Raw genomic sequence first — 18,415 nt, 5'->3', positions numbered from 1 at the left:
GCACGGCACTTGCTGTTCGTTTTGACCAGCGCGCTGACGGCCTCAAATGCCATGGCCCAAGAGGCAATTAGTACGCAGGGCCCGACATCACTGTCCGAAACCTATGAAGCCTGGACGGTGCAGTGCGTGAGCAGGGTGGAAGGCGAACAGTCGCAGCGCACATGCCAAATGAGCCAGGAGCTCATCCAGCAGGAATCACGCCAGCGCGTGCTGATGTTTGCCATCGGCAAGGCCGAACAGGCCGCCAAGGCGACTTTGGTCTTGCCGTTCGGCCTGCTCCTGTCGGAGGGCGTTCGCGTTCAGATCGGCGACGAGGACGTCCTGCAAGGTCCCTACCGTACATGCTTACCTGCCGGCTGCGTGGCTGAGATCGAATTGCCGAAAGAGGTGATCGAGAAATTCGGAAGCGCCGAGGCGGCAAGCGTCTTGATGACCGCAATTTCCGGCCAGCAGGTGAAGACGGATATCTCGCTCAAGGGCTTCAAGCCGGCGTATCAGCGTTTGGTCGAGTTGGGCGCAAACACGGGCAAGTGACGGGAAAAGGCCGAGGGGGGCGGCCGCATCGAAAGTCACTTCGGAACGAAACCAAAGTGCATTGCTGATGGTCTCAGGGGTACTGCCAGCAGAGAATACCGCAGCGGCGTCTCTCCATGAACATTATCGGCAATGTACTCGACTTTATTCCAGACAAGGATCGCAGCCGGATTGCGACGGTCAGCGGGGGGGCTACACATTCGATCCGCTCCGGCGACTCGCTGTCCTTCGTTGCAGAGAGCCACTACGCGACCGTTTTCTTTACCTCCGCAAAGAACGTGAGGGCTTCTGTAAGTAGCAGCGTTACTCAGGAGTTCGACGTGCCCGCGGGCGCGCTTGGTATCGTTCCTGCCGGAGGCGAGCCCCTTACGATCTGGCCTTCAAAGAAGGAAAGCGTTGCAGTCGTCATCACGCCGTCTGCCATGGCAGCCCTTTCGGAGCGGGAATATGACGGCAAGATCTTCGCGCCGCGTCCGATGATGGCCACCGCGGTCGACCCGCAGGCTTTGCATTTTGCCAGCCTTCTGAGGGCGGAGCTTACGGAACGACCGGCGGCGAACGAACTATACGTCGATTCGATCCTCACCTTGTTCGGTATCCATCTCCTGAGAAACTATTCCGGGGCGGAGCACGAAGCAGCCGACGCGCGCGGAGCGCTTTCGCCTCGCAACATCCGCCGCATCCGCGAGTTTCTGGCCGAGAATTTCACCGGAAAGCTGCTAGTGGCCGATCTGGCCGCTGTTTGTGAACTATCACCGCGCCATTTCATCCAAGCTTTCAACAAGTCCTTCGGCAGGCAGCCCCATCAGTATCTGATGGGGCTGCGACTGGAGTTCGCACAACGGCTTTTGGTCGAAGGGAAGCTGACCGTCACGGAGATTGCCTTGCTCAGCGGTTTCGCCAGCCAAAGCCACCTCACGTTCACGCTCAAGAAACACTGCGGCCTGACGCCGGCCCAGTTGCGGGAGGGCAAATAGACCTCCCGCTACTGATCTCAGAGCTTGGACCCGCCTCCCAAACGGGCGAGCAGCTTCAGCCATGGCGCTGAGTGGAAGGCGCTCATCAGCAGGTACATCGTGGTCATCCCGCTCAGCAGCGACCCTTGCATCGTCGAGCAGAGCATCTCCGCCGAACCGCTGTCGAGGACACTGGTCAGCAGCGCCATGATGGCGAAGGTCGGCGATGCTGCGAGGGACAGCCAATCGGCGGTCCTGAGTGGACTGGCGCTCCGATGGTCCGCCTGCCTTTCGGGGTCGCCGCAACAGGCGTGGCTCATGGATTTGTGCTCCCGGGCTGATTGCGGAACGCAGCTTCTCCGGCGTCCGAAACCTCGACCCATTTCTTGTCGGGCGCTGCGTCCGCGGCGTAGCTGTCGTGCCAGTTCCACCACTTGTAGGTTGGGGTCTGGGGGTAGCCCTCGGGCGAGTCTTCCCAAACCTCCTGCCGCCCCAACGGCGTGATGTCGAGGTAGTTCCAGGTGTTCCCCATCTGCTCATCGCCGCGATTGTTGATGAAGTAGGTGCGAAACACGCGGTCGCCGTCGCGGTAGAACACGTTCGTGCCGTGCCATTCGTCCACGCCGAAGTCGGCGTCGAAGCTGTCCGTGACAGTGTACCAAGGCATATTCCAGCCCATCCGCTGCTTCAGCCGGGCGATGTCTGCCTGAGATGCACGCGAGATGAAGACGAGCGTGGTGTCGCGGGCGTTGAGGTGAGCCACGTGGGCGACCTGGTCGGCCACCATGGAACAGCCCCGGCAGGCATGGTCGGGCCAGCCGAACACCCCCGGCTCGTAGAAGGCACGGTAGACGATCAACTGACGCCGCCCCTCGAACAGGTCGAGCAGGCTGGCCTTGCCCTCGGGCCCCTCGAACGCATAGGCCTTCTCCACGGCCATCCATGGCATGCGCCGGCGCTCGGCAGCCAGGGCGTCGCGGGCGCGGCTCTGGGCCTTTTCCTTCACGAGCAGTTGCTGGCGGGCTGCCTCCCACGCCTGTGGCGACACGACTGGCGGCGTTTGCATGGCTTGCTGTCCGCCTTTTTGTCCGTTCTTGGCTGATGTGGTCATGGCTTTCGAAACCTCCTAGTGTTGGCGAAGTCCCGCGCCTTGGCTGAAGCGCGGCTCCATTGGTCGTTAGGTAGTTTTGGCACCGGAAATCGAACGGTGAGAGTTACAATTGTGACGGGATTCGAATGGACTCGCTGATCACCGCCGCTGCTCACGCCCTCGCCAATGGCGACCCCCTCGGCGCATTGAACCGGGTTGCCTTGCGCGAAGACGCCCCTGCGCTTGCCCTCCGAGGCATCGCGATGGCGCAGCTCGGCGATCTCGTCCGAGCAAAGGCACTCCTCAAGAGTGCTGCCCGCACTTTTGGCCCGAAAGAGGCTGTGGCCCGCGCGCGGTGCCTCGTCGCCGAGGCCGAGATCGCGCTTGTCTCGCGTGATCTCGGCTGGTCCGCAAAGGCGCTCGATGGAGCGCAGGCGACGCTTGAGGCTCACGGCGACCGCCTGAACGCCGCGCATGCGCGCAATCTGACAGCCCGCCGCCTGCTTCTGATCGGTCGTCTCGACGAGGCCGAGCGCGCACTTGCCGAGCAAGACCCAATACGTCTCCCACCCGCGCTGAGGGCGGCCTACGAGCTTGCAATCGTTGGAATCGCAATCCGACGTCTGCAGACGAAGGCTGCCCATGACGCACTTATCCGAGCCGCGCAGGCTGCGCGTGAGGCGGGCATCCCCGCGCTGGGCGCGGAGGTTGAGTATGCATCGGCCACGCTAAACGCGCCTGCGGCCCGCCTTATCGCTCGTGGCCAAGAACGCCTGCTCCTGCTCGATGAGGTGGAAGCGCTGTTATCGTCAGGCGCGCTGGTCGTGGATGGGTGTCGCAATGTCGTGCGGGATGCCAAAGGCGTCGTCTCGCTCGCGACGCGCCCTACCCTCTTTGCGCTGGCGCGCACGCTCGGAGAGGCCTCGCCGGGGGATGCATCGAGACACACGCTGGTGGCACGTGCCTTTCACGGCAAGGACGCCGATGAATCTCATCGCGCGCGGTTGCGAGTGGAAATGGGGCGGCTTCGTGTAGAGCTTCGGGAGTTGGCGGAAGTAAGCGCGACGAAGCAAGGCTTTACGCTCAAGCCGCGTCGCGCGAACGAGGTCGTCGTGCTGGTACCGCCCGTCGAAAATCAGCATTCTGCCGTGCTTGCCCTGCTGGCCGACGGCGAGTCCTGGTCGAGCTCTGCCCTGGCGATCTCTCTCGATGCCAGCCCGCGCACGGTGCAACGGGCGCTTGAACAGCTTGCGACAGAAGGCAAGGTACAGTCGTTCGGCCAGGGGCGGTCGCATCGGTGGATTGCCTCGTCCGTTCCAGGATTCCCGACGTCATTGTTACTCCCTGCTCCACTGCCAAATGGCTAGGATAAGCGAATGAAACGATCATCAGCCGAAGTCATCAAGGAATACGGCCCCTTTCCGGGGGTAGAGGCAGTGCATGGCGTCACGTTTGACGGTCAGCACGTCTGGTTCGCGTCGGGAGAGAGGCTGAACGCCCTCGATCCGGCGGACGGGAAGGTTCTGCGTTCGATCGACGTTCCCGCGCATGCCGGAACCGCGTTCGACGGGCAGCATCTTTATCAGATCGCCGAGAACCGCATTCAGAAACTCGATCCCAGGACGAGCCAGGTGCTCGCCACGATCCCGGCGCCTGGTGGCGGGGGAGACTCAGGGCTCGCCTGGGCTGAGGGGTCGCTGTGGGTCGGGCAGTATCGAGACCGGAAAATCCATCAGGTCGATCCCGAGACTGGCAAGGTCCTCCGCACCATCGAGTCCAACCGCTTCGTCACTGGTGTGACGTGGATCGACGGCGAGCTATGGCACGCCACTCTGGAAGGCAACGAGAGCGAACTGCGGCACATCGATCCCGAAACCGGAAAGGTTCTCGAGAGGATCGATATGCCGCCCGGGACGATGGTGTCGGGGCTTGAATCCGACGGCAAGGATCGGTTCTTCTGCGGCGGCGGAAGCAGCGGGAGAGTGCGAGCCGTCCGCAAGCCTGGATGAGCCGTCCTCGCAGCCGCCGGAAGGCCTTTGCCAATCGATGCTGCTAAAGTTGCAGATGCCGAATGGGTTTGCCCGGAATGAGCGATTGAGCTGCCTTCATGATGCCCTGCGCATCTATCCCGTAGTGACGATATAGCTCGGCAATCGAGCCGGTTTGGCCAAAATGCTCAACGCCCAGCGAACGCGTGCGATGCCCGTGCACCGCTCCCATCCAAGCAAGTGTTGCGGGGTGGCCATCCGCCACGGTTATCAGACCGCAATTTCTGGGCATGATCGACAACAGCTTTTCGACATGGCTCTGGGCATTGGTCATGCCCTGCTCCTTGCCAAGGTGCGCGGCCGTCCAGCCAGCGTTCAACCTGTCCGCGGACGTCACCGACAGGAGGCCGATGTCGCGCCGGTCTTCCGCCATCAATCCAACTGCTTCCAAGGCCTCGGGCGCAAGAACCCCGGTATAGGCAATCACGAGCTCCGCGTTCGGCCCTGGCCGGCGCAGCCAATAGCCACCATTGACGATGTCAGCAGCCATGTCGGCGTCGATCTGTCGGTTGGGCTGTTCGATCGTCCGGGTCGACAGCCGCAGATAGACCGAGCCCCCGTTGGCATCTCGCAGCCAATTTTTGCGGTCTGGCTCACGGCTGCCATCACGTTGAATATAGTCGAAGGCAAATCTCAGAATGATCGCAAGCTCATCGACGAATGCGGGCTCGAACGAGGCAAGTCCATCCTGGGCCATGCCGATGAGGGGCGTGGCGATCGACTGATGCGCACCGCCTTCCGGCGCAAGCGTTACACCCGACGGTGTTGCGGCGACGATGAAACGGGCGTCCTGGTAACAGGCGTAGTTCAAGGCATCGAGGCCTCTTTCAATAAAGGGGTCGTAAAGCGTTCCTACAGGCAAAAGTCGTTCGCCAAAGAGGGAATGGGAAAGCCCCAGCGCCGACAGCGTCAAGAACAGGTTCATCTCTGCGATGCCGAGTTCTAGGTGCTGTCCCTTGGGAGAGAAATCCCAGGTAAAGGTCGATGGGATACGCTCCTTGCGAAACAGGTCGACGAGTTCCTCGCGTGCAAACAGGCCGCGGCGGTTCACCCAGGCGCCAAGGTTGGTCGACACTGTGACATCGGGCGACGTCGTCACGACCCGCTCGGCGAAAGGCGAATCCTGCTTTGCAATTTCGTTCATCAGCAGACCGAAACCCTGCTGCGTGGACATCGACGGCGCAATCTGCGTCTCAAGTCGATTGGGGACCTCGATCCGGGGGGCGGAATAGCGGCGCGTCCCCTTTCGTTGGAACGGAACCTGCCGGAGAAAGGCGTCGAGGGTTTTGTTCTCCTTGGCGAGCCCCTCGAAGGGCTCCCATTCGTGGCCTTCCCTAATGCCCATCTTATCGCGCAGCGCACCCATCTGCGCTGGCGTCATGAGCCCGGCATGGTTGTCCTTATGCCCGGCAAGCGGCAGCCCATATCCCTTAATGGTATAGGCGATGAAGCACACAGGCCGATCATGGGACGTCGAGGCTTCGAACGCTTCTAGAAGAACCGGCAGATCATGACCGGCGAGATTGGTCATCAGCGCGTGCAGTTCCGCGTCGCTTCGGCGTTCGATCAACGCGGAAACCTGACCTTGGTCGCCGAGGTCGTCTTGCAGCCTCTTGCGCCAGGCCCCACCTCCCTGGAAAGTCAACGCCGAATAGAGTTGATTGGGGCATTGGTCGATCCAGTGCTTGAGCGCATCTCCACCTGGCTCGGCAAAGGCGGCCAGCTGCAGCGAGCCATATTTCAGGATTTGAACTTCCCAGCCGAAGTTCCGGAAAATCGCTTCGAACCTCTCCCAGAGCCCTTCGCGCACCACGGCGTCCAGGCTTTGGCGATTGTAGTCGACGATCCACCAGGTATTGCGCAGGCCGTGCTTCCAGCCCTCGAGCAGAGCTTCGAAGATGTTGCCCTCGTCCATCTCGGCATCGCCCAGCAGGGCGATCATGCGCCCCTCTCGCCCGTCAGCGAACCAATCCTTCGCTGCCAGATAGTCCTGCACCAGGGACGCAAACACGGTTTGAGCCGCGCCCAGGCCGACCGAGCCGGTGGAAAAGTCGACATCGTCGACATCTTTGGTACGCGAGGGATAGGACTGGGCTCCGCCAAAGGCGCGGAAGTTCTCAAGCTTGCCTAGGGTCTGGTTGCCCAAGAGGTACTGGATTGCATGGAACACCGGGCTGGCATGCGGCTTCACCGCAACCCGGTCTTCTGGCTGGAGGACGGAGAAATAAAGCGCCGTCATGATCGTCGACAGCGACGCGGAGGAGGCCTGATGCCCTCCGACCTTCAATCCATCATCGTTGGGCCGAACATGGTTGGCGTGATGGATCATCCAGCTCGACAGCCACAGCACCTTCTTTTCGAGCTCGGCCAGAACAGCAATCTTGTCTTCCACGGTGTCCCCTTTCGTTTGGTGGAACCTTAGTCGGGCGCCACTAGAGGAATCGGCTAAAAGCAGGGGTGGTTTGAGCCAATTTTAATATATTCGGCTATTGATGGCCGAGATTGAGGAGGATTCCGCCAATGAGCAAGCTGGATCGTATCGACAGCAAGATCATCGCCGTGCTCCAAAGCGACGGGCGCATCACGCTGCAGGAGCTGGCGGACAAGGTGGGGCTCTCCCCTACTCCCTGTGCCAGACGTCTGCGGATGATGGAAGACGAAGGCATCATAAAGGGCTACAGCGCCATCATCGACCAAGCCAAGATCGGCTTGCCGGTCAGCGCCTTTGCCTCAATCAAGCTGGAGCGGCAAAGGGAAGAATATCTCGATCGCTTCGCGCAGACCGTTTCGAATTGGCCGGAAGTCGTGGATTGCTACCTGATGACAGGGCAATACGATTATCTGATGCGGGTGGTTGTGGCCGACCTCGCGGCCTACGAAGCCTTTCTCAAAACAAAGCTCACCCGGCTTGAGGGCGTCGCATCGATCGAGACGAGTTTTGCTCTCGGTCAAACCAAGCGATCCGAGGTGCTTCCGCTGCCATAGCGATAATGGCGACCTAGATACGCCGGACCCTGGAGGTGGTGAACGGGGTTCGCCTTAACGTTGCAGCCAAAATCTGCTACTCTCAACCGTCTGCCAAAATGACGATTTCGGCCCAGGCACCACCGAAGCCTGGGCGGAAACAAGAGTTCATACGGTCAAGATTTGCATTGAAGTGAACACGAAATCTCTGCGCCAACCTTGTGATGGGCGGTGTTTCACATGTTCAGTCAGATTCTCAACCCCACCGGAAATCTGTTCATCACCTGGCTTGTAGCCCTGCTGCCGGTCGCGGCATTGCTTTTCATGCTGGCCGCGCTTCGCTGGTCGGCGTGGGTGGCGACGCTTGTCGGCTCGATCATCACATTTGCGCTGGCGCTATGGGTCTGGCGCATGCCGCTCGGCGACGGCTTGCTCGCCTATCTCTACGGCTCTGCGACAGGCGTGTGGAATGTCGACTGGATCACATTTTGGGGCGTGATGCTGTTCAACACGCTGGTCATCACAGGCACGTTCGACAAGCTGAGGCGTTGGCTGATTGCACAGGGAACGCAGGATGTCCGGGTCCAGACCATCCTGTTTGCCTGGGCGTTCGGTGCCCTCCTGGAGGGCCTGGTCGGCTTCGGCTATCCGTGGGCGTTTGTCGCCCCGATCCTGATCGCCCTCGATATTCCGGATCTTGATGCCGTCCGGGTTGCCGCGATCGCCAACAACGCACCGGTATCGTTCGGTGCGCTTGGTGCACCCATCATCGCGCTCGCGGCCGTCACCGGTTACCCGTTGCTTGCGCTGTCAGGGTCGGTCAGCAAGATCGTTGCTATACTGGCTCTGCTGCCGCCTTGGATATTGCTCTATCTCGTTTCGGGCAAGGAAGGCATGCGGGAGGCATGGCCCATCGCGGTGGTTGGGTCCCTCGCATATATCGCCGGGCAATTGCCGGTCGGCGTCTTCCTCGGTCCTTATCTGCCGGATATTGCCGGGTCCATCGTGTGCTTTGTTTGCCTGCTCCTCTTGCTCAAAGTCTGGCAGCCCAAGCAGATGCGCGGTTATGGCGGCAGGCCGCTGACGGGTCCCGTCACGACGGGCGATCATGGTCTATCCGCGGGCGATATCTTCCAAGCGTGGATGCCAATCGCGGTTCTGATCATCGTTGTCGTCGCCTGGACGGGACCGTGGTCCAAGCTGCCCGGCATCGTGTTGCTGCATGTGCAGGTAGCCGCCGCATCCTCGATCGTTGAGGGGGCGAAGAACGCAGCCGTCTTCAACTGGACGCCGTTTGTCGGAGGCTCGGCTATCCTCGCATCGTGGATCATCGTCTCACTGCTGTTGCGTGTGAGCCGCAGGCAACTTGGCGAAATCTGGAACAAGACCTGGTCGCAGATGTGGGGAGCCTGCCTGGTCGGCGTGTTCATTTTCGGCCTAGCCTATGTCTACAACTATTCCGGCATGGCAGCGTCGCTGGCGAAGGCTTTTTCGTCGCTCGGTACGGCCTTTATCATCGTTGCTCCGATCCTCGGGTTCATAGGGGTCGCCCTGTCGGGAAGCAACACCTCCACCAACGCCATGTTCGGCAAGTTCCAGGCTCTGGTCGGGCAACTTCTCGGCTTCCCGCCGCTGCTGCTGCCGACCGTCAATTCAGTCGGTGCGGAAATAGGAAAGCCCATCGCGCCACAGACAGCCAGCGTCGGCGTATCGACGACGCGTTTCGTGCGCAACGAAGGCGAGGTCATTCGGCACAATTTCTTCTGGTGCCTGGTGATGCTTGCCTATCTCGTCGTGATTAGCGTCGCCTGTTATCTTTTCTTCCCTGGCATCGCGAAAATCTGAGAGCGTTTTCGTCATCGACATCGTGGAGAGAACTTGAGGGTCTTGCATGCCACTGAACCCAAGCTGGCAGGAAATCTTGCTTCGCCTTCTCCTTACGGTGGTGGCCGGCGCGCTGGTCGGCTTGAACCGTGAAGCTCATGGCAAGGCGGCCGGCTTTCGAACCACGATACTGGTTGGGCTTGCGGCCGCCATCAGCATGATCCAGGCCAATCTGCTGCTGTCCGTCGCCGGCAAGACCCCGGAATCCTTTGCCACAATGGATGTGCTGCGCTTTCCGCTCGGCGTATTGACCGGCGTCGGCTTCATTGGTGGCGGAACCATTCTGAGGAAGGGCGATCTTGTAAGCGGGGTCACAACGGCGGCAACGCTTTGGGTGATGACAGCCATCGGCCTCGCATTCGGAGGAGGGCAGCTTTGGCTGGGAATTGCCGGCACATTGCTCACGCTCGTGACGCTGCTCGCCCTGAAATGGGTCGATCTCAGAATCCCCCGCCAGCATCACGCCACGGTGGCGCTCGGCACCGGCGGCGCGACGGCGCCCGATCTCGCCGCAATCCTCAAGGCGCAGGGTTATGAGGCGCGGTTTGCCGGTACGGATCGCCTCGGCCGCGCCGGCGCGCAACGGTTCTTGTTCGATGTCTCCTGGACCCGGCCCGAGCCTTCCGAACTCCCGCCAGGTCTGTTGACGACGCTTGCGCAATACGGCGAGGTCGAAGAAATCCGTATATCCCGCGAGAGTAGGGACTGACGGACGCTACCTGGCAAAGATCGCCAGGAGCAGAGCCAGCACGACAATGCCGGCCAGCCCGGCTATGAAAATCAGACGCCGCGATCGGGTGCGCAATATTATTTTGCCTTGCCGCACCTGCTCCGCTGAAAAGAAGGGACCCTTGGGATCATCGTTCCGTGTCTTGCGCGATTCCTTCATCTCAGACTGCCTGCCTCGCCACGAAAAGACCGGCCGATGGTTCATCGACGCCGTCCCTATTCATAACCCGCGTGGCGGCGAACTTTCCCCCGACGAGCCGGTGTCTATCCAGTGCGCAGCCCGCGTTCGCTGGCTACAAGCACGATCGGCTGAGGGCAATTGGCAACGACAGACATCGCAGTAGGCCCGAAGAACAAGTCGGGCCCGGGTCGCTGCGTTGCACCCATGACCACGAGCGCGGCCTGCCTTGCTTCCTTGCAAATGGCGTCACCGGGACTGGTGTGCGTGCGGATCGCCGTCCTGACCGGCACGTCATAGCGGTCCGCGAGTTCAACGATCTCCTTCAGCATGGCCTCTTCTCGCCAGCGGGATATGGAAGGGCGCCGACCGAGCCGCTTTTCGCGGACAACATAGAGCACCTTGACATGCGCCTTGCGCGGCCTCGCCAGGGCCAGGGCCAGGTCCGCGGCACGGCGCGCGACTTCCGTTCCATTGATCGGGACGAGAATGGTCGAGCCCTTGCCGAGCCTTGGCATCGGTCGAGCATCCACCTCCCCCGGCAAGACAAGACAGAGCGCCCCGTCAAAACCGGCAGCGATATCGTTGAGCCTGGGCGCGAAGGCCCCGTTGCCGCCTGTGCTCCCACCCAGCCCCACGAATAGCAGGTCATACCCTTTGCGGGATTCGTCAGCGACCGTCTCGGTGGTAACCGGAATTTCGTTGCGAGCGGTCAGATGGACCTCCTCAACGGGAGTGCCTTCGTCCTGTTGCACGGCGTCGGCGCTCGACTTCGCCGCCCTTCTCAACTGCCTGACATGTTCGCGAGGTCTGCCGCCCTCCGGCAGGCTTGCTGACAACTCTGTATTCTGGCGCAGCAGTGTGATTGGCATGCCGCTACAACCTCCGACCATGCCAGCGAGACGCGCGGCGAATTTCCCGACGGCGCTGTCGTCCACGATGACGAGCAGACGCTCCAGCCTGGCGACGAAGCCGCGCTCGTCCAGTGCTTCACGTTCGACGCGCTCCTTTTCCTCGGGGCTCATCGGCAGCCGCCGGAGTGCCCAGCGCAGCATGGGCGGCATCGACAGGGTGGTGCAGACCGCCATGGTGACGATCATGGTGAAAAGAGTGTCTGACAGGATGTTCACCGACAGGCCGATGCTCGCCACGATGACCTCGGTCGAGCCACGTGCGTTCATTGCACAGCCGACAGCCGTCGCTTCCTTCCAGGACATGCCGGCAGCCCTTCCGCCTAGAAAGGCGCCGCTGAACTTGCCAACGCTGGCAATCGCGATGAGTGCCGCGGTGAGTAGAGCAAGGTGCGGATCCGCAAGCACGGTGAGGTTGGCTGACAGCCCGGCCATGCCGAAGAACACCGGCATGAACAGCGCGGTGATGATGCCCCGCAATTGGGCTTCGATGTGCCGCGACAGGATCGGCGACTCGCCGATCAGAATGCCGGCCACGAAAGCGCCCAGAACCGTATGAACGCCAATTAAGTTGGTAACCCAGGCCATCGTCCCCATGATGACGAGGATCACGGTGATGACGGCATATTCGCTCTGGAGCGTGTCATTGCTCCAGCGGATCAGCGAAAAAACCATGCGTCGCCCGATGGTGAAGCTGAATATCATGAATGCCGCGACCGCCGCGACGGTGCCCAGCAAAGGCAGCAGCTCCACCTTCCCATGCGAGACGATGCCGAAGGTAACCGCGATGATGAGCCAGCCGATCGTGTCTTCGATGATTGCGGAGGAAACGATGATCTGACCCAGATTGCGGCGCATGAAGTTCATCTCGCGAACCACCATGGCCACGATCTTGACCGACGAGATCGACAGCGCTGTGCCGAGGAATATTCCGGCGACCAGGCGTTGGCTCGGATTGGGCAACAGCGATTCCGGCAGGAAGAACGAAAACGCGAAGCCGCAGACGAAGGGGACGATTATGCCTGTCGTCGATATTGAAAGGCAGGAGGCACCGACCCTGCGCACCAGCTTAAGGTCGGTCTCCATGCCGGTCAGCATGAGCAACAGCAGAATGCCCAGCTGAGCCACTGCCTCGATCATGCCCTTCTGGGCTGGATCGGACGGAAAGACACTATGCTGGAGGGTTGGCCATAGCCAGCCGAACAAGGTCGGCCCAAGAAGGATGCCGCCAATGAGCTGGCCCATGATCGCTGGCTGGTCGAGCCGCTGGAACAGCTCGCCAAGGCCTCGGCCAACGACAAGCAGAAGCACGAGCTCCAACACGAAGATCCCTTCGCTGGAGCCAGTCAAGCCTACCCCGCCAGCACCTGAACTTGCTCCCGCGGCGGCATCGGCCTGAGACGCGGCCAGCAATAGAAAGCACACCACGCAAGCCGCCTGGCTGCGTCCTCGACGACACTCTCTGGCCATCGCTTTCTCCGCCGTCATTCCGGCACAAATGTACTACGCCTGCTGACGTTTCGCACTTGTGCCGAATGATGAGGAGCGAGGCGCTCAAGACGCCGCGCTATCGGCCGTCAAGGCCTGCAACAGTGCGGTTGTTCAAGACCGGAACATGTAGCCCGAGGTCGGCCGCGCCTTCAGGATGGCTGAAAAGCGTGGGTCGAAGGCACGGGAGATCGGCTCCGCCGCCGCGCCGAGCGCCACTGCCCAAGGGTCGCCAAGGCCGGGCTGCAAGCGAGGTTGCGGAAGTCGTTCCTGCCGCTCGGAAACCGAAGACAGCAAGGGCTGCATCCGCTCCACCAATTTTTCGATGAGCGAACGCGGCGCGCCGCCGCACAGGATGATCGTCTGCGGGTCGAACACCGATTCCAGGAGTTGCACCGTCCAGCGCAGGCGCTCGGCCGCCTTGACGATCCAGTCTTCCACCCGCGGGTCGGCGCGCGCGACCGCATCGGCGATCAAGGCGAACAGCTCGGGATCGGCAGGATCGAGTTCGAGCGCCTTGCAGAGCGAGGCGATCGACGCAAAATGCTCCAGCGGCGCGACACTGCCCGCATCGTCCGGCGCCAGCGCCAGCACCATGCCGATTTCGCCGGCATTGCCATAGGCGCCGCCATAGAGCTCGCCATTGATGATGAGGCCCGCACCGAGGCCGTAACCCAGGTAGACGCAGATGGCATGATCCACGCCATGGGCCGCGCCGAGCAGCTTTTCGGCCGTCGCTGCAGCCGCCGCGTCGTTCTGCAGCGCAACCTCCAGGCCGGTTCCTTCCGCGATAGTCTGCACGAGCGGAAAATTCTGCCACGCCGTCATCGCCCAGGGATCGCCATAGGGCGCGCTGATACCGAACGGTCCGGGCATAGCAATGCTGAGACCCACCAGCCGCTCTTCCGCCTGCGGAATGCAGCCCGAAAGCTCGCGGCGCGCGCGCTCGACAAGGCCAAGTACCACTTCCACGCCCTCGGCCGGCCCGCCTTCGGGAAGATTGGCTTCCATCCGCGCCAAGACTTCGCCGACCAGATTGACCGCGATGGCGCGCGTCACATGCCGATCGATCTGCAGGCCGATGGCAAAGGCGCCCTCGGGCACGAGCCGGTAGAGCGTCGCCGGCTGTCCCCTGCCCTTGCGCAATACGCCTTGCGACATGACCAGCCCGTCGCGCGACAATTCTTCGATGATGTTGGACACTGTCTGCGGCGTCAGCTGTGTCGCCCGCGCCAGGTCCGCACGCGACAGCGCACCGTTTACCCTCAGCGCATCGATCATGACGCGGCGGTTGTGCGCGCTTGCGCCACCGAGATTGGTGCCGCTTTTTGCCCGTATTTGCCGCATCTCGTTCATAACCGACCCTCTTGACAGTTCCCCGATATTGACCGAGGAATATTTCAAGACAATTGATTTAATGAGAAAATGCAAGTTTTTCGGAGAATGAGGGTCAGCCGGGGGAAAAACCGAGGCTGGAACCGGTTGCTTCCGAAACAGCGTTGATCAAAATTCGATGTCAGAAGTCCAGGACCACTCGGTGGAGGAGAGAGAATGTTGAAATCCATCAAGACGGCGCTGCTCGGCGCTACCCTTTTCAGTGCCGCGCTCGGCGGCGTCGCCCATGCGGAGACCAAGCTCAACGCGCTTTTCATGGCACAGGCCGCCTATAGCGAAGCCGACGTGCGCGCGATGACGGATGCCTTCACCAAGGCCAATCCGGACGTCACCGTCAATATCGAGTTCGTTCCCTATGAAGGCCTGCATGACAAGACCGTGCTGGCCCAGGGCTCGGGCGGCGGTTACGACGTCGTGCTGTTTGACGTGATCTGGCCGGCCGAATACGCCACCAACAACGTGCTGGTCGACATCTCCGACCGCATCACGCCGGCAATGAAGGAAGGCGTGCTGCCGGGCGCCTGGACCACGGTCGAATATGAAGGCAAGCGCTACGGCCTGCCGTGGATCCTCGACACCAAGTATCTCTTCTACAACAAGGAAATCCTTGAGAAGGCCGGCATCAAGAACCCGCCGAAGACCTGGGCTGAGCTTGCCGACCAGGCCAAGCTCATCAAGGAGAAGGGCCTTCTCGATACGCCGATCGCGTGGAGCTGGTCGCAGGCTGAAGCCGCGATCTGCGATTACACCACGCTGGTCAGCGCCTTTGGCGGCGAATTCCTGAAGGACGGCAAGCCCGCCTTCCAGACCGGTGGTGGCCTGGATGCACTGAACTACATGGTGACGTCGTATTCCTCGGGCCTGACCAACCCGAACTCGAAGGAATTCCTCGAGGAAGACGTGCGCCGCGTGTTCCAGAACGGCGAGGCAGCCTTCGCCCTCAACTGGACCTACATGTACAACATGGCCAACGACCCCAAGGAGAGCAAGGTCGCTGGCAAGGTCGGCGTCGTGCCGGCACCGGGCGTCGAGGGCAAGAGCGAAGTCTCGGCCGTCAACGGCTCGATGGGCCTTGGCATCACCACCACCAGCAAGCACCAGGACGAAGCCTGGAAGTACATCGAGTTCATGACCTCGCAGGCGACGCAGAACGCCTACGCCAAGCTCAGCCTGCCGATCTGGACCTCGTCCTATGCCGATCCGGCCGTCAGCGCCGGCCAGGAAGACATGATCGCCGCGGCCAAGGTCGCTCTGGCTGCCATGTATCCGCGTCCGACGACTCCGAAGTACCAGGAGCTGTCGACCGCGCTGCAGCTGGCCGTCCAGGAAGCCATCCTCGGCCAGTCGAAGCCTGAGGATGCCCTCAACACCGCCGCAGAGAACAGCGGCCTCTGATAGGCTAACTTGATTTCGCGGGCGGCGTTTCGTCGACGTCGCCCGCGTTTTCTTTAGGGGTACGGGTTCCGCTTCATGTCCAGCTCTTGGGTCAACACGCGCGCATGGCTCTTGATGCTGCCGCTGCTGATCGTCATGGTGGCGGTCATCGGTTGGCCGCTCATCGATACGGTGCGTCTCTCCTTTACCGACGCCAAGCTGGTGGGCACCTCCGGCAACTTCGTCGGATTCGACAACTATCTGAAGATGCTGTCGAATTCCGGCTTCCAGCGCGCCTTCCTCACAACCACGTGGTTCGCTGTCATCTCCGTCACGGCCGAGATGTTTGTGGGCGTTGGTGCAGCACTACTGCTTAACCAGCAATTCTACGGCCGCACTGTGCTGCGGGCGCTGATGATCCTGCCTTGGGCGCTGCCCACGGTCGTCAACGCCACGCTGTGGCGGCTCATCTACAATCCCGAATACGGCGCGCTGAATGCGGCGCTGACCCAGATAGGCCTGCTCGACGCCTATCGCTCCTGGCTCGGTGAGCCGGGCACCGCGCTTGCCGCCCTCATTCTCGCCGATACCTGGAAGAATTTTCCGCTCGTCGCGCTGATCGCACTCGCCGCCCTGCAGGCCGTGCCGCGTGACATCACATCCGCTGCCATGGTTGACGGCGCCGGCGCCTGGTCGCGCTTCCGCTTCGTTATCCTGCCCTATCTCGCCGGTCCGCTGATGGTCGCGCTGGTGCTGCGCACTATCGAGGCCTTCAAGGTGTTCGACATCATCTGGGTCATGACGCGCGGCGGCCCTGCCAACTCGACGCGCACCCTCTCGATCCTCGTCTATCAGGAAGCGTTTTCGTTCCAACGCGCGGGATCAGGTGCATCGTTGGCGCTGATGGTTACATTGATGGTGACGGTGCTTGCCGCGATCTACGCCGCCGTCATCCGCAAGACCGCGGGAGCAAATTGATGGAACGGCGCAGCCTGACGGCGACCATATTCATCCACGCCTTCGCGCTGCTTCTGGCGGCGATCATCGTCGCGCCGGTGGTCTGGCTGTTCGTGATGAGCATTTCTTCTACCGGCGACCTCACCGCAAAGCCCCTGCACTGGTGGCCCGAGACGGTGGACTTGTCGCGCTATACGCGCCTGCTGACTGCGGTGGCCAACACCGAGGGCGCCGCCTTCGTCGCAGCCCTGTTCAACAGCCTACGCGTTGCCGGCATGGCCACCATTGCAGCACTGGTGGTTGCCATCCCGTCCGCCTGGGCGGTGTCGCGTACGCCAGCGGTGGGCTGGTCGCTCTATGCGGTCATTGCCACCTACATGTTGCCGCCGGTCGCGCTGGCCGTGCCGCTCTACATGGCGCTTGCCGCGCTCGGCCTGCTCAACACCGTCTACGGCCTGGCGCTGGTCTATCTCACCATCCTCGCGCCCTTCACCACCTGGCTGCTGAAGTCCGGCTTCGATTCCATCCCGCGCGAAATCGAAAGCGCGGCCATGATGGACGGCGCGCGCCTCGACCAGATTCTGAGGCTTATAACGCTGCCGCTTGCGGCACCAGTGATGGCCACTGCCGCGCTCTTCGCCTTCCTGCTGGCGTGGGATGAGTTCTTCTATGCCCTGCTTTTCACCTCCGACCTCAGGGCCAAGACCCTGACGGTGGCGATCGCCGACCTCGCCGGCGGCAGGGTGTCCGATTACGGCCTGATCGCTACGGCCGGCGTGCTTGCCGCCTTGCCGCCGGTGCTGATCGGCCTGTTCATGCAGCGAGCCCTGATCTCGGGACTGACACAGGGCGGCGTCAAGGGATGACAATGACAGCACAGAACGAACGCCCCGCGGGCCTGGTCGCCATCGAAAACGAAATGGCCCGGCAGAATGCCGACGCCATCGCCTCCTTCGAGGCGGCAAAGCCGGTCGCTGAAAAGATCGCCGAGGCGCTGCGCGCTACCGGTCGCCTGCTCCTGCTCGGCATGGGCGGCTCGCATGCGGTCGGCCGCGCGGTCGAGCCACTTTATCGCGATCTGGGCATCGATGCGGTTGCCGTCCCGATGTCGGAACAGCTCGGCCAGCCGCTCCCGCTGTCCGGGCGCACCATTCTCGTCACCTCGCAGTCGGGCGAGAGCGCCGAGGTACTGCGCTGGTTCGCCGAGGCCGGCGTACCGGAAAACACCTTTGGCCTGACGCTCGACGGCAATTCCACGCTCGCAAAGACCGTGCCCTGCCTCGCCGGCGTTGGCGGTAACGAGCAGGCTTTTGCCGCGACCCGCAGCCTCACCATCAGCTTCGCGCTGCATCTGGCCGTGCTCGCCGAGCTGGGCGCCGACCCCACACAGGCGCTGGAAATCCTCAAGAACCCGACCAACGTGCCCATCGACGCGGCCGCCGCATCGCTGGCAAACGTTACCGCAATCGTGACCTCCGGCCGCCGTACGCAGGGCATTGCGGAAGCCATTGCGCTCGGCCTCACCGAGTTGTCGCGCGTGCCGTGCTTCTCGCTCGAGGGCGGCCAGCTGCGCCATGGGCCAATGGAGATGCTGGGCGCCAATGTCGGCGTGGTACTGTTCCGGGCGGCCGATGCAACCTCCGAACTCGTCGCCCGCATGGCTATTTCGGCAGCGGAGGCCGGCTCGCCCGTGGTCGTGTTCGACGCCTCCGGCGAAGCGCCGGTTGCCGGCACGGAAACGGTGGCGACCAGCGCAGCCAGCGGTGCCGGGGCCATCTTCGCATTGCTGCCAGCCGCACAGCGCTTCATGCTGGCCTTTGCCTCGCATCGCGTCGCGGATGTCGGAACGCCGGTGCGTTCCTCCAAGATCACCAAGGTCGAGTAGTCCCATGACCCTCTACACTATC

At 62.0% G+C, this 18,415-nt stretch carries 17 protein-coding genes; 11 read left to right on the top strand and 6 right to left on the bottom strand.

From position 1 onward, the window contains the following. Positions 1-21 precede the first annotated feature (21 nt). Positions 22-534, top strand: coding sequence for an invasion associated locus B family protein (locus M2281_RS13510; RefSeq protein ID WP_280821663.1), 513 nt, complete (start codon positions 22-24; stop codon positions 532-534). A 116-nt stretch (positions 535-650) separates the two neighbouring features. Further along, positions 651-1,511 carry an AraC family transcriptional regulator gene (locus tag M2281_RS13505; protein WP_280821662.1) on the top strand — a complete coding sequence of 287 codons (861 nt, stop codon included), beginning with the start codon at positions 651-653 and terminating at the stop codon, positions 1,509-1,511. A gap of 17 nt (positions 1,512-1,528) precedes the next feature. On the opposite strand, the gene M2281_RS13500 is transcribed toward M2281_RS13505, so the two are convergent. Both M2281_RS13500 and M2281_RS13495 read right to left on the bottom strand, forming a co-directional pair. Then, positions 1,529-1,810, bottom strand: coding sequence for a hypothetical protein (locus M2281_RS13500; RefSeq protein ID WP_280821661.1), 282 nt, complete (start codon positions 1,808-1,810; stop codon positions 1,529-1,531). Next, positions 1,807-2,601 carry a DUF899 domain-containing protein gene (locus M2281_RS13495; protein WP_280821660.1) on the bottom strand — a complete coding sequence of 265 codons (795 nt, stop codon included), beginning with the start codon at positions 2,599-2,601 and terminating at the stop codon, positions 1,807-1,809. Before M2281_RS13495 ends, M2281_RS13500 begins: the two co-directional genes overlap by 4 nt. Positions 2,602-2,726: 125 nt before the next feature. On the opposite strand from M2281_RS13495, the gene M2281_RS13490 reads away from it, so the two are divergent. Both M2281_RS13490 and M2281_RS13485 read left to right on the top strand, forming a co-directional pair. Further along, positions 2,727-3,947, top strand: a complete 1,221-nt coding sequence (locus tag M2281_RS13490; protein WP_280821659.1) for a helix-turn-helix domain-containing protein — start codon at positions 2,727-2,729, stop codon at positions 3,945-3,947. Positions 3,948-3,956: 9 nt separating this feature from the next. Further along, on the top strand, positions 3,957-4,589 hold the full coding sequence (locus M2281_RS13485) for a DUF5074 domain-containing protein (RefSeq protein ID WP_280821658.1): 633 nt from the start codon (positions 3,957-3,959) through the stop codon (positions 4,587-4,589). 43 nt (positions 4,590-4,632) lie between these two features. Here M2281_RS13485 and M2281_RS13480 read toward each other — a convergent pair whose 3' ends face one another. After that, entirely contained in the window at positions 4,633-6,957 is a 2,325-nt protein-coding gene (locus M2281_RS13480; protein ID WP_280821870.1) for a transketolase-like TK C-terminal-containing protein, read from the bottom strand. A 191-nt stretch (positions 6,958-7,148) separates the two neighbouring features. Between M2281_RS13480 and M2281_RS13475 the strand changes: the two genes are divergently transcribed. From M2281_RS13475 to M2281_RS13465, 3 genes are all read left to right on the top strand, one after another. After that, the gene (locus M2281_RS13475) at positions 7,149-7,613 is read left to right on the top strand and encodes an Lrp/AsnC family transcriptional regulator (RefSeq protein WP_280821657.1); all 465 of its coding nucleotides are present in this window, start codon (positions 7,149-7,151) and stop codon (positions 7,611-7,613) included. Positions 7,614-7,832: 219 nt separating this feature from the next. Then, a complete protein-coding gene (locus M2281_RS13470; RefSeq protein WP_280821656.1) occupies positions 7,833-9,437 on the top strand; it encodes an L-lactate permease in 1,605 nt (534 codons plus the stop codon). Between the two features lie 46 nt (positions 9,438-9,483). Beyond that, a complete protein-coding gene (locus M2281_RS13465; protein WP_280821655.1) occupies positions 9,484-10,185 on the top strand; it encodes an MgtC/SapB family protein in 702 nt (233 codons plus the stop codon). A gap of 6 nt (positions 10,186-10,191) precedes the next feature. On the opposite strand, the gene M2281_RS13460 is transcribed toward M2281_RS13465, so the two are convergent. From M2281_RS13460 to M2281_RS13450, 3 genes are all read right to left on the bottom strand, one after another. Further along, entirely contained in the window at positions 10,192-10,365 is a 174-nt protein-coding gene (locus M2281_RS13460) for a hypothetical protein (RefSeq protein ID WP_280821654.1), read from the bottom strand. 104 nt (positions 10,366-10,469) lie between these two features. Further along, entirely contained in the window at positions 10,470-12,764 is a 2,295-nt protein-coding gene (locus M2281_RS13455) for a cation:proton antiporter (RefSeq protein ID WP_425537721.1), read from the bottom strand. 132 nt (positions 12,765-12,896) lie between these two features. Next, the gene (locus tag M2281_RS13450) at positions 12,897-14,138 is read right to left on the bottom strand and encodes an ROK family transcriptional regulator (protein WP_280821652.1); all 1,242 of its coding nucleotides are present in this window, start codon (positions 14,136-14,138) and stop codon (positions 12,897-12,899) included. A gap of 195 nt (positions 14,139-14,333) precedes the next feature. On the opposite strand from M2281_RS13450, the gene M2281_RS13445 reads away from it, so the two are divergent. From M2281_RS13445 to M2281_RS13430, 4 genes are all read left to right on the top strand, one after another. Beyond that, on the top strand, positions 14,334-15,572 hold the full coding sequence (locus tag M2281_RS13445) for an extracellular solute-binding protein (protein ID WP_280821651.1): 1,239 nt from the start codon (positions 14,334-14,336) through the stop codon (positions 15,570-15,572). Positions 15,573-15,647: 75 nt separating this feature from the next. After that, positions 15,648-16,529, top strand: a complete 882-nt coding sequence (locus M2281_RS13440) for a carbohydrate ABC transporter permease (RefSeq protein WP_280821650.1) — start codon at positions 15,648-15,650, stop codon at positions 16,527-16,529. Next, positions 16,529-17,374 carry a carbohydrate ABC transporter permease gene (locus tag M2281_RS13435; RefSeq protein WP_280821649.1) on the top strand — a complete coding sequence of 282 codons (846 nt, stop codon included), beginning with the start codon at positions 16,529-16,531 and terminating at the stop codon, positions 17,372-17,374. Before M2281_RS13440 ends, M2281_RS13435 begins: the two co-directional genes overlap by 1 nt. Next, complete coding sequence (locus M2281_RS13430; protein WP_280821648.1) at positions 17,371-18,393, top strand: SIS domain-containing protein; 1,023 nt, start codon at positions 17,371-17,373, stop codon at positions 18,391-18,393. The genes M2281_RS13435 and M2281_RS13430 overlap by 4 nt, the downstream gene beginning before the upstream one ends. The last annotated feature ends 22 nt before the right edge of the window (positions 18,394-18,415 follow it).

This window comes from Pseudaminobacter soli (ex Li et al. 2025) (genome assembly GCF_029892515.1).
Taxonomy (GTDB): domain Bacteria; phylum Pseudomonadota; class Alphaproteobacteria; order Rhizobiales; family Rhizobiaceae; genus Pseudaminobacter; species Pseudaminobacter soli_A.
This window is presented reverse-complemented; position numbering and strand designations above follow the sequence as displayed.

Excerpts from the sequence above, each read along its gene's own strand:
- M2281_RS13465 (WP_280821655.1), top strand. The coding sequence starts at position 9,484 with ATGCCACTGAACCCAAGCTGGCAGGAAATCTTGCTTCGCCTTCTCCTT.
- M2281_RS13460 (WP_280821654.1), bottom strand. The coding sequence starts at position 10,365 with ATGAAGGAATCGCGCAAGACACGGAACGATGATCCCAAGGGTCCCTTC.
- M2281_RS13455 (WP_425537721.1), bottom strand. The coding sequence starts at position 12,764 with ATGGCCAGAGAGTGTCGTCGAGGACGCAGCCAGGCGGCTTGCGTGGTG.
- M2281_RS13435 (WP_280821649.1), top strand. The coding sequence starts at position 16,529 with ATGGAACGGCGCAGCCTGACGGCGACCATATTCATCCACGCCTTCGCG.
- M2281_RS13430 (WP_280821648.1), top strand. The coding sequence starts at position 17,371 with ATGACAATGACAGCACAGAACGAACGCCCCGCGGGCCTGGTCGCCATC.
- M2281_RS13475 (WP_280821657.1), top strand. The coding sequence starts at position 7,149 with ATGAGCAAGCTGGATCGTATCGACAGCAAGATCATCGCCGTGCTCCAA.
- M2281_RS13440 (WP_280821650.1), top strand. The coding sequence starts at position 15,648 with ATGTCCAGCTCTTGGGTCAACACGCGCGCATGGCTCTTGATGCTGCCG.
- M2281_RS13505 (WP_280821662.1), top strand. The coding sequence starts at position 651 with ATGAACATTATCGGCAATGTACTCGACTTTATTCCAGACAAGGATCGC.
- M2281_RS13500 (WP_280821661.1), bottom strand. The coding sequence starts at position 1,810 with ATGAGCCACGCCTGTTGCGGCGACCCCGAAAGGCAGGCGGACCATCGG.
- M2281_RS13495 (WP_280821660.1), bottom strand. The coding sequence starts at position 2,601 with ATGACCACATCAGCCAAGAACGGACAAAAAGGCGGACAGCAAGCCATG.
- M2281_RS13490 (WP_280821659.1), top strand. The coding sequence starts at position 2,727 with ATGGACTCGCTGATCACCGCCGCTGCTCACGCCCTCGCCAATGGCGAC.
- M2281_RS13470 (WP_280821656.1), top strand. The coding sequence starts at position 7,833 with ATGTTCAGTCAGATTCTCAACCCCACCGGAAATCTGTTCATCACCTGG.
- M2281_RS13445 (WP_280821651.1), top strand. The coding sequence starts at position 14,334 with ATGTTGAAATCCATCAAGACGGCGCTGCTCGGCGCTACCCTTTTCAGT.
- M2281_RS13450 (WP_280821652.1), bottom strand. The coding sequence starts at position 14,138 with ATGAACGAGATGCGGCAAATACGGGCAAAAAGCGGCACCAATCTCGGT.
- M2281_RS13485 (WP_280821658.1), top strand. The coding sequence starts at position 3,957 with ATGAAACGATCATCAGCCGAAGTCATCAAGGAATACGGCCCCTTTCCG.
- M2281_RS13480 (WP_280821870.1), bottom strand. The coding sequence starts at position 6,957 with ATGATCCATCACGCCAACCATGTTCGGCCCAACGATGATGGATTGAAG.